Source organism: Actinomyces sp. ICM47, assembly GCF_905369875.1.
Taxonomy (GTDB): Bacteria; Actinomycetota; Actinomycetes; order Actinomycetales; family Actinomycetaceae; genus Pauljensenia.
In genome coordinates this window covers 1-10,050 of the sequence record NZ_CAJPJE010000064.1, presented here as the reverse complement: position 1 = coordinate 10,050, position 10,050 = coordinate 1, and the positions used below count along the sequence as shown (strand labels likewise).

Here is a 10,050-nt window from a genome sequence, read left to right as displayed (position 1 = left end):
GCTTTGGGAAGATCGCCTGCTTGTTCGTATGTCTGTGCGAGATCGTTGCGCGTGATACGTGTGTGGTGATGTGTGTTGCCTAGGGTGCGGATGCGTGCTTCTAGCACGTACTCGTACATCTTGATGGCATCGGTGAGGCGGCCGGCGGATTTGTATGCGTTGGCGAGGTTGTTACGTGTAACGAGGGTGTGTTTGTGGTCCGGTTTTAGGACTCGGTCACGGTCTTTGACGACCTGCTCGCCCAGAGCGATGGCGCGCTCAAGCTGGCCGTCGTCCGCGTATGCGAGGGCAAGGTAGCTGCCCGTCATTAGCGTGTCCTCGTGGTCGCTGCTCAGGATGCGCGTGCGGTCGTCGAGGACCTGCTCGAAAAGATCAATAGCCTTGTCGGTGTGGCCCTCCCAGTAGTAGGCGTATGCGAGGTTGTTGCGTGAGCTCAGGGCGTCACGGTGGTTGTGGCCTTGAATAGCTGTCCGATCATCGATGACCTGCGTGTATAGGTCGAACGCTTTGTCGAACTGCTCTGCATACATGTACGTGTATGCGAGCTGTTCCTTCAAATTGAGAGCGGCTATTTCGTCTAGCTGTGCCATATTCAGAGTTGCCAGTACGGGCTCTTCGAGAGCGAGTGCTTCGTAGAGAATCCCGAGATCGCGTGCGTGCGAGAGGGTGTGGGAAAGAATCAATGCGATCTGTTCATATTTGAAGAGAGATTTTGAATGCCCCTGCTCACTAATGGTACGAATCTGTTCGATGAGGTTGCGTGTTTCTTGAAAACGTGCATCCGGATCGTCTGCGCGGAATCTATCGATGTCTACAGAACCGAGCAGCGCGGCAGCTGATTCGCATGCTTGTTCACGTTCTTCTTCGCGCCAGGATTCGCGCAGCACCTGTGCCTGGAGTCGGTGCAGCATTGTCGTTGAGCCGTCTGCGGACTGCTGGACGATGGACCTGTGAATGAGTTCAGTGAGCGCATCATGGGCGTCCTCATCCGTGTCCCGCTGAGTGTCAGGAGACTCGTCGTCATTCAGCTGCTCAACGGTGGGGTCAAGCCACCGCGTGGGCACACCGGATTCCGCAAGCAGCGCGAGCGCACCCAACTGGCGTTGAGCTGTCTCCTTCGTGTTGCGTTCAAGACCCTCGATAGTGTCCTTGACGGCCATCAACAGTGCCGTGGCGATGTCGTCCGTGTAGTCGCTTCCAGGCACGGCGCGAATGGTGGGTTTCCGGCGGCGCAACTCCAGTCGCTTCAGATACCGGGCCAGTGACAGATCTTGGAGACGTGCGGTTGCGCCGGCCTGGGCAATAGCGAGAGGCAAGTCACCGAGGCGCTCGGCTAATGTATCTGCGGCGTTCTGATCGTCGGACGCGGTGACCTTGAGGAGGTAGTTGATCGACTCGCTGCGATCGAACACCCCGACCTTGATGATGGTCCAGTCTGGATATTCCCAGCCGCTGTTGTTCGTCGTCGTTGCGATTACACGCAGGCCGTTGCCGTTCGGCATAAGTCCTCGAAGATGATTGATGTCCTCGACGTTGTCGAAGATGACGATTCTGTCCGACGCTTCGTTCGAGCGCAGGTAGTTCAGACAGCGTGCGATGATCTGCTCCTGAGTTGGTTGGTCGCTCGTGCCAATTCCGAGTTGCTTGGCGAGTTCGACCAGGTCGCTCTGGATTGATTCGCGTGATACCGCGTTTAACCATGCGACGAGGTTCCAGTTTGCGTCTTCGCACTGTTTGGCGAGAGATGCAGCAAGCTGAGTCTTCCCGCAGCCGCGCATGCCTACCAACACGGTGCGTCCTCTCGTTGGATCGGCAATGAGCGAGTTCAACTGCTTTTGCTCTCTACGCTCGATGAAACGGTCTTCCGCTACCACGTCTGGCCTACTGCCAAAAATTAAGCGGCTCGGAATTGAATAAGGGTGGCGCTGTACTAGCTCTTTGACGATCTGATTCGTTTCAAGGCCGGTAGCCCGATCCTCTTTGACGACCCGATTCGTTTCAAGGTTGATAGCCCGATTCTCCTGGACTCCGCGCTCAATGCGATTCCTCTGCTTCTTTGCTGAGAGGTTGTCGCGCAACAAACTAGCAAGCGCAACCTTGTCGAATCTATCAAAGTCTTTAGCGCGTTCGATAAATTCTGCCGACACGCGTTTGAGAAGCTGTTCGTACAGTTTCCCAATTGTGTCGTCGCACCAGTCGGGAAGTGGTTCTGCCCTATGTACTAATACTTTGAAAAAGCTATCCGGCAGCCGTGCTGCATCCAGAAGGGCGTCGTCGTCCTGTGCGAGCTGTTTGACCGTGAGACGCGTTGTTTCGATCAGCGCGTCAGCAGTAGACTCAATCTCATCTTTTCCTAGTCCCTGCTCTTTGAGATCGTCCTTGATACTGCGAACCTCCTCTTCCATTGTCTTGAAGAGTGATCGAATCAAGTCCTTGTTGGGGTCTGAAACTATTTCGTTCTTAATGTCATCGATAAGACCAATACAGCTTTTGGCTCCCTCAATCGCATCCAAAATGCGGTCTGCTTCGGGTCCCAGGCCAGCCGCTTTTAGTAAGGTAACGACAATGGTGATTGCCAGATCTGCCGTTTTGACATTTGCGCTCATGCGCACAGTCTACATGCGTACGGGAGCGCATGTCACCGGACATAAGATGGTGTGACAGTGGGGCCGGAAGCTCTTGCTTCCGGCCCCACACCGTGCCTGTCTGCCTGTTTGTCAGCACGCCTTCATACTGTGCCCGAACGCGCGCTTGAAGAGACCGTCAGTGCGTGAAGTTCTCAGGCCTCGTGAATGCGCTCCTCGACGACGTCCTCGCCGGCGACGAGCTTGCCGGAGGCACCCGCTCCGAGCTGCTCCATGGCCAGGCGGCCCACCAGCTGCTGGTTCGTGGTCGTGCGCTGGGGGCGTGCGCTGGACATGAAGCTGAAGAACCAGCTGACCAGCGTGCCCACCTGTGACTTGAATCCGACGATGTAGAGCAGGTGCAGGAAGCACCAGGCCACCCACGCGGTGAAGCCCGTCATCTTCGTGTTACCCATCTTCACGACCGCCTTGAAACGCGCGATCGTCGCCATCGAGCCCTTGTCGTTGTAGACGAACTCGGTGGCCTTCGGGGCGCGACCGGCCAGGCGGGCCGCGATCGTGTCGGCGGCAAAGCGGGCGGACTGGATCGCGCCCTGTGCGACGCCCGGTACGCCCGGGAAGGCCATCATGTCACCGAGCACGAAGATCTCGGGGTGACCCGGCAGGGTGAGGTCCTTGTTGACGGTGACGCGGCCTGCGCGGTCCACCTCGGCGCCCGTCGCCTCGCCCAGCGCCCGGCCCAGCGGACTCGCGGACACACCCGCAGCCCACACCTTGCACACGGACTCGATCCGCTCCTCCTCGCCGGACTTGTACTTCAGTGTCACGCCCTCGGCGTCCACGTCGGTCACGAACGCGTTCATCTTCATCTCGACGCCGAGCCCCGCCAGGGTCTCCTCGGTCTTGTGGCCGAGCTGCTCGCCGAACGGGGGGAGTGGGTGCTCGGCACCGTCCACCAGGATGACGCGAGCCTTCGTCGGATCGACGTTGCGGAACTCGCCCTTCAGCGTGTGAGAGGCGAGCTCGCGGATCTGCCCGGCCATCTCGACGCCCGTCGGACCCGCGCCCACGACGACGAAGGTGAGGAGCTTGCCCACCAGGGCAGGGTCGGTCTCAATCTCGGCCAGCTCAAACGCGCCGAAAATACGTGCGCGCAGCTCGAGCGCGTCGTCGATGGTCTTCATGCCCGGCGCGAACACCGCGAAGTGGTCGTTGCCGAAGTAAGACTGACCGGCGCCCGCCGCGACGATCAGCGTGTCGTATTCGGTCTGCTCGTACTTGTTGTGGTTGCGCCACTTGACGACGCGCGCCTCAACGTCGATCTTCTCGACGAGAGCCTGCAAGACCGTGACGTTCTTCTGGCGGCGCAGGATCTCGCGCGTGGTGGGGGCGATGTCGCCCTCGGAGAGGATGCCCGTGGCCACCTGGTAGAGCAAGGGCTGGAACAGGTGGTGCGACGTGCGAGCCAGGATGGTGATATCGGCGTCGACCTTCTTTAGTCGACGAGCGGCCGTGAGGCCTGCGAAACCAGAGCCGATGATGACGATGCGATGGCGGGACATAAGATCTCCTTCGATAAAGCAAGGCTAATCTTACCTAAATGTGGCGCACGTAAATTGTGATGTCGCGCGCACTTGTCTCTAGTGTCTTGACGCCATCAAAATCTCAGCAGCCGCAAGGGGATCGGGCTTGCCCGTGGGCGTCGTCGGCAGCTCGTCCACGACCACAATCCGCCGCACCTTCTCCCAGGGTGCCAGGGTCTCGCTCAGGGCCTCCGACAGTGCTGCGGCGTTCATCGACGAGGCCTGGGCGCGGCCCGCGGGGGAGGGGACGATGAGCGCGGCGACGATTTGCCCCCAGCGCTCGTCCGGCAGCCCTACGACGAGGGCGTCGGACACGGTGTCCAGGGTTCGCAGCGCGCGCTCGACGGTGGGGGGAGCGACGAGTTCCCCAGCTGTGTTGATCATACGGTGGGCTCGTCCCACCAGGTGTAGCCAGCCGTTCTCGTCGCGCGTAGCAAGGTCGCCGGTGTGCAGCCACTCCTCGCCGCGCACGACGCCGGGGCTTCGCACCCAGATTTCGCCCATCTCGCCTGCGTCGGCCTCGCGCTCGGGAGTGGCCATCACCCGCAGGTCCACGTAGGGGAAGGGGGCACCGAGCGACCCGGCGGGCGCACCGCAGTCGGGCGTCGCGACCGTTCCGGCCCCCGAGGTCTCCGTCATGCCCCACACGTGGATCGGGGACAGGCCCACGCGACGCATCGCGTCCGCCAGGTCCGCCGTCATCGCGTCGCCGCCGATCAGGGGCCGCACCCACGAGGACAGGTCTCCTCCGCCGCGCTCGAACTCCTCAACGAGGGCGCGCACAATCGCGGGCACGGCGAACATCATGGTGATCCGATAGTGCCCAATCGCGTCCAGCACGCCGCGCGCATCAAAGGAACCCGGGAAACCCAACGTCACCAGCGTCCCGCCGCGCGTCCACACGTCCATCGACGTGCCGTTGAAGCCGCCGATGTGGCTGACGGGCGCGCACACGCCCACGACCGACGAGGTCGGCGCGTAGTCGAAGCCCTCACGAAAATTCGTCGACCCCCACCACATGACCTCGTGGGTCAGCTCAACGGGACGAGGTGTGCCCGTCGACCCCGACGTGAACAGGACGGCCGCCAGTTCGCTCCCGCAGCGCGCGGGCGCGGTGCGCATCGGCGTCGCGCGATCCACCCAGGCAGCCAGGTCACCAAACGACGCCCGGTGCAAGCCCACGGAAGCCAGGGCGAGCGCAGTGGGGGAGGAGACCTCGTCGTGGAATACCCACGAGGCCCCCACCTGAGCGCACATTGATGTGAGCGCCGAGGCGGGCATGCGCGGGGAGAACGGAACCGTCACCGCGCGCAGCCACGAGGCCGCGACGTGCACGATGTAGTGCCACGGCGAATTTGCACCGATGACGGCCAGGTGCGTGCCCTCGCCGATACCCGCCTCCGCGAAAGCACGAGCCAGGCGAGCGACCGTCTCGGCAGCCTCCCGGACGGTCCACTCCTGGCCCGTCACCGCGTCGACCAGGGAGAGCCGCTCGGGGTGGCGGCGCGCTGAGGCCAGCAGAGCCCGCGCGGGCGAATAGTCGGGGGTCACGAGGCTGCGGCGGCCTTCGCGGCAGCCATGGCCGCGTGACGCTCCGAGCGCTCCTTCAGGCGAGCCAGCACCGACCCTGCCTCCTGCAGCGTCGAGCCGGAGTTCGCGATGTGTTGCAGCTGCTCGGGGATCTCGAAGCCGCGGGCACGCATGCCTTTCGCCCACAGCAGGCCCGCACGGTACGAGGAACGCACAAGGGGGCCGGCCATGACACCGGCGAAGCCCATCTCCTCGGCCTCGGCGGCCATCTCCACGAACTCCTCGGGGTGCACCCAGCGATCAATCGGGTGGTGCAGAGGCGAGGGACGCAGGTACTGCGTGAGCGTCAGCAGATCGCAGCCCGACTCGTGCAAGTCGCGCATCGCCGCGCTGATCTCCTCGCGCGTCTCGCCCATGCCCAGGATCAGATTCGACTTGGTGACCATGCCGCCGTCGTGGGCGCGCTTGATCATCGCGAGCGAGCGATCATAGTTGAAGGCCGGACGAATCTTCTTGAAAATACGCGGCACCGTCTCCAGGTTGTGCGCGAAAACCTGCGGGCCAGCCTCCACAACCATGTCGATGGAGTCAGCCTGACCGCGGAAGTCATCGACCAAGAGCTCCACGCCCGTGCCCGGGTTGAGCTCATGGATCAGACGGCAGGTCTCGGCATACAGCCACGCGGCACCGTCGGGCAGGTCATCGCGGGTCACGCCCGTGATCGTCACGTAGCGCAGGTCGAGGTCACGCACGGACTCGGCGATACGACGCGGCTCATCCTTGTCGTACTCGGTGGGACGCCCCGTCGCGATATCGCAGAAGTCGCAACGACGCGTGCACAGGGCACCACCCAGGAGGAACGTCGCCTCGCGGTCCTGCCAGCACTCGTAGATGTTGGGGCACCCGGCCTCGGCGCACACCGTGTGCAGGCCCTTCGCATGCGAGAGCGAACGCATGTCCTGGTAGTTCTCGCCGGCCTTCGCGGTCGTGCGAATCCACTCGGGCTTCTTCTCGATCGGCGTCTGCGAATTGCGCACCTCGATGCGCAGCAGCTTGCGGCCCTCGGGATCGGGCAGTGTACTCATAGCGATGACCTCGTCGTGTAGGAAACAGTAGCGGGCGTGGTTGCCAGGCAGGGGGCGATGCGCTCCACCATGCGTGGGATGAGCTGAGTCGCGGCCTCGGCGACGGTCGTGTGGATGCCCTCACAGGACAGGGAGGTCACGTCCGCGTCGGTCAGGCCGCAGGGGATGATCCCCTCAAAGGCATGGGCAGGGTCGATGTCCACGTTCAGGGCGACGCCGTGCAGGGTCGCGCCGCGCGCGACCTTCAGACCGATCGCGCAGATCTTGCGGTCGCGGCGTCCCTCCTCGGTGAGCCACACTCCCGCGCGTCCTTCGATGCGGTGGACGGGCAGGCCCCAGGCCTCACGCACCGTGTCGATGACCGAGGCCTCGACCGCGCGAATCCACTGGACGAGATCGACCGGCTCCTTCAGGCGCACGACGGGGTACACAACGAGCTGACCCGGCCCGTGCCAGGTCGCCGACCCCGCGCGATCCGTGCGGATCACGGGAATGGTCGTCGAGGGGATGTCCTGGGGCTTCGTGTGGCGCCCAGCCGTCCATGTGGGCGTGAACTGGGAAACAATCAGCGTGTCCTCGCCGCCTGCGAGGACCTCCTCGTGCAGGGAGCGCTGGAGCGCATCAACCTGCGAATAATCGACCAACCCTTGGTCGAGGAGACTCAAAATCTGCACGGATGTGATCATAGTCGCGGGCAGGGTCCCTTGCTTGTTGGGGGTCCGGTATGCTTATCGCATGCGATTGTCCTCTCATTCTTCCGAACCCGACGCCCCCGACTCAGCCCAGGCCTCGTGGCGCGTCCGCGACCTCATGGCCCTCATGGAGTCCTGGTACCCGCAAGCCACGGCGCAATCCTGGGATCGCGTCGGCCTGATCGTCGGCGACCCGGACGCCCCCGTACGCTCTCTTCTCCTGGCCCTCGACCCGACCGCCGCCATCGCCGAGCAGGCCGTCGCCGGACCGGATAGTGACGGACATCCCTACGACATGGTGATCACGCACCACCCGCTGCTCCTGCGCGGAGCGTCCTTCCTGCCGATCACCGACCCGAAGGGAGCAGTCGTGACGCGGCTGATCCGTGCGGGTGTCTCCCTCTTTAACGCGCACACGAACGCCGACGTCGCCTGCGAGGGCGTTGCAACGGCACTCGCCGACCTCATTGGCCTGCGCGATACCGTACCGCTCGAACCTTGCGGCGTTGATGCCGAGGGACACGAGATTGGCCTGGGGCGCGTCGGGACCATCGAACCTACGACGCTCGGTGCCTTCGCCGACCACGTCGCCTCCGTGCTCCCCGCCGGCCCCACCGGCCTCCTCGTCGGAGGGGACGAGGCTATGGCAGTGTCCCGGGTCGCCGTCCTGGGTGGCGCGGGGGACAGTGCACTGGACGCCGCGCGCGCCGCCGACGTTGACGTGTACCTTACGGCCGACCTGCGTCACCACCCGGCCTCCGAGCACCTTGAGGGCGGACGCCCCGCGCTGCTGTGCGGTTCCCACTGGGCGACAGAAGCCCCGTGGCTACCCGTCCTCGCCCGCCGTATCCGGGCAGCGGCCAGCGCTTCTGAAGTGGAACTTCGCGTCGAAGTCTCTACGATTGTCACCGAGCCATGGACCAGCTACCGAGTCACCCAGGGAGAACTAGCGTGAAAGCGACGCACACCGACCAGCTCGACCTTCTCGAGCTCCAGAAGCTTGACCAGAAGGAATCGGCGCTGCGCCACAAGCGCGACTCCCACCCCGCGCACGCGACCGTGCGCGAGTTCGCGGGCCGCGTCGCCGACCTGCAGCGCGCCGCCATCACTCAGAGCGCCCTCATCACGGACACCACCCGAGAGGTGACCCGCATCGAGGACGAGATCGCCAAGGTGAGCGAGCGCCGCAAGCGCCAGCAGAGCCGCATCGACAACAACCAGGTGCCCCTGCGCGACATTTCCGCAATGGAACACGAGATCGCACAGGTGGATCGCCGCCTGGCCAAGCTCGAAAACGACCAGGTGGACGCCGAGGAGCGCGTCGAAGCCGCACGCGCCGCGCAGGAGAAGATGAAGGAAGAAGCTCAGGCCATCGCCACCGACATTGAGCGCCTCAAGGCCGAGTTCCAAGCCGACGTCGCCGAGGCTGACGACGAGCTGCGCAGCGTCATCGCAGCGCGCCGCGCGCTGGCTGAGCGTCTCCCGCACGCCCTGCTCGAAGAATACGAGGAGGCGCGCCGCCGCAACGGTGCCCTCGCCGTCATCGAAGTGCGCGACGGCTACGGTATCGGCGTGGCCGCCGACCTCAGCCCGATGGAACTCGAGCGCATCCGCCTGACCCCCGCCGACGAGCTGTACCTGACCGAGGACACGTCCCAGATCGTCGTGCGCACGGCGGCGAACACGCCGCGCTGAAGTTCAGGCCCGAACCGCGTAGACATCCGCCAGGTAGAAGCCCTGCCTGCTTGTCGTGACCGTCACCCGCACCCGGGTGGCGGTCACGGGCTTATCCAAGGTAATAATGCGACGGTAGCCCACGCAGTGAACGCGAGCGATCTCCTGCTCAGGGCTGCCCTCCACGCACGCGCTCACCACGGCCTCGTCAATGCGCTGGCCCTGCGCGATGTCCTCCTCAAGCACCACGGCACCCACCGTGTGCGGCGCGTCGAAGCGTAGCGTGACGACGTTGCCCTCGTCCTCGCGGGAGGCGTCGACGCGGCGCGCGCGGAAGTCCGCGATCTTTTCGCCGAGGCGCGCAAGGACCTGCACGTCGGCATCTGCGAGAAGGCCGTCGCGGTTCGGGGGAACGTTCAAGAGGAAGGTTGCGTTGCCGCCGACCGAACCCTTCCAGATCGAGAACAACTCATCGACGCTGCGCACCTGGGAGTCTTCGACGTCGTGGTGGAACCAGCCTGTGCGCGTCGAGGTGTTGACCTCCGCGGGGTACCACGCCAGGGGACTGGAGTAGTCCGCCAATGCCTCGCGCGATCCCAGGTCCTCGTCGCCGGAGGCCACCTGTCGGGAGAATTCGCCGTCGTCGGCCTTCTGCGACTTTTCTGCGGTGCGTTCGGCCTCGCGCAGAGAAGCGGGAACGACCGACCATTCGTTGGCTCGAACGGAGCCCGCCTCGTTGCCACACCAGCGCACGTCCGGGCCGCACACGGAGATAACCGGCTCTTCGCATTTAAGGGTGTAGGAGGTGTTGGAATCCGCCGGAGTGGAGGAGGCAGCGTAGGCGGTAGTTTCGGTGGTTGACGAATCCTTGGGCGATGCCGCGTAGGTGTTCGAGGCGTCC

At 64.0% G+C, this 10,050-nt stretch carries 7 protein-coding genes and 1 pseudogene; 2 read left to right on the top strand and 6 right to left on the bottom strand.

All coding sequences use genetic code 11. The features are described from left to right. The 5 genes from QZ149_RS09610 to lipB all read right to left on the bottom strand — a co-directional run. Positions 1–2,606: tetratricopeptide repeat protein (locus tag QZ149_RS09610; protein ID WP_291451218.1), on the bottom strand; the 2,606-nt coding region annotated here is incomplete at its 3' end. A 173-nt stretch (positions 2,607–2,779) separates the two neighbouring features. Then, entirely contained in the window at positions 2,780–4,147 is a 1,368-nt protein-coding gene (locus QZ149_RS09605; RefSeq protein ID WP_291451217.1) for an NAD(P)/FAD-dependent oxidoreductase, read from the bottom strand. 78 nt (positions 4,148–4,225) lie between these two features. Next, a complete protein-coding gene (locus QZ149_RS09600) occupies positions 4,226–5,719 on the bottom strand; it encodes a class I adenylate-forming enzyme family protein (RefSeq protein WP_291451216.1) in 1,494 nt (497 codons plus the stop codon). Then, positions 5,716–6,783: a lipoyl synthase gene (gene lipA, locus QZ149_RS09595; protein ID WP_009647820.1), complete on the bottom strand. Its 1,068-nt coding sequence runs from the start codon at positions 6,781–6,783 to the stop codon at positions 5,716–5,718. The genes QZ149_RS09600 and lipA overlap by 4 nt, the downstream gene beginning before the upstream one ends. Beyond that, a complete protein-coding gene (gene lipB / locus QZ149_RS09590; RefSeq protein ID WP_291451215.1) occupies positions 6,780–7,457 on the bottom strand; it encodes a lipoyl(octanoyl) transferase LipB in 678 nt (225 codons plus the stop codon). Before lipB ends, lipA begins: the two co-directional genes overlap by 4 nt. Positions 7,458–7,518: 61 nt before the next feature. Here lipB and QZ149_RS09585 point away from each other — a divergent pair, with 61 nt between their 5' ends. Further along, positions 7,519–8,430 (top strand): Nif3-like dinuclear metal center hexameric protein, encoded by a 912-nt coding sequence (locus tag QZ149_RS09585; RefSeq protein WP_291451214.1) that lies wholly within the window; start codon positions 7,519–7,521, stop codon positions 8,428–8,430. Beyond that, a complete protein-coding gene (locus tag QZ149_RS09580; protein WP_291451213.1) occupies positions 8,427–9,170 on the top strand; it encodes a hypothetical protein in 744 nt (247 codons plus the stop codon). The genes QZ149_RS09585 and QZ149_RS09580 overlap by 4 nt, the downstream gene beginning before the upstream one ends. A gap of 3 nt (positions 9,171–9,173) precedes the next feature. Here QZ149_RS09580 and QZ149_RS09575 read toward each other — a convergent pair. Then, positions 9,174–9,926: pseudogene (locus tag QZ149_RS09575) on the bottom strand (alpha-L-fucosidase); the annotation flags it as partial. Between the last annotated feature and the right edge of the window lie 124 nt (positions 9,927–10,050).

Coding starts and splice junctions, on each gene's coding strand:
- QZ149_RS09605 (WP_291451217.1), bottom strand. CDS start 4,147: ATGTCCCGCCATCGCATCGTCATCATCGGCTCTGGTTTCGCAGGCCTC.
- lipA (WP_009647820.1), bottom strand. CDS start 6,783: ATGAGTACACTGCCCGATCCCGAGGGCCGCAAGCTGCTGCGCATCGAG.
- QZ149_RS09585 (WP_291451214.1), top strand. CDS start 7,519: ATGCGATTGTCCTCTCATTCTTCCGAACCCGACGCCCCCGACTCAGCC.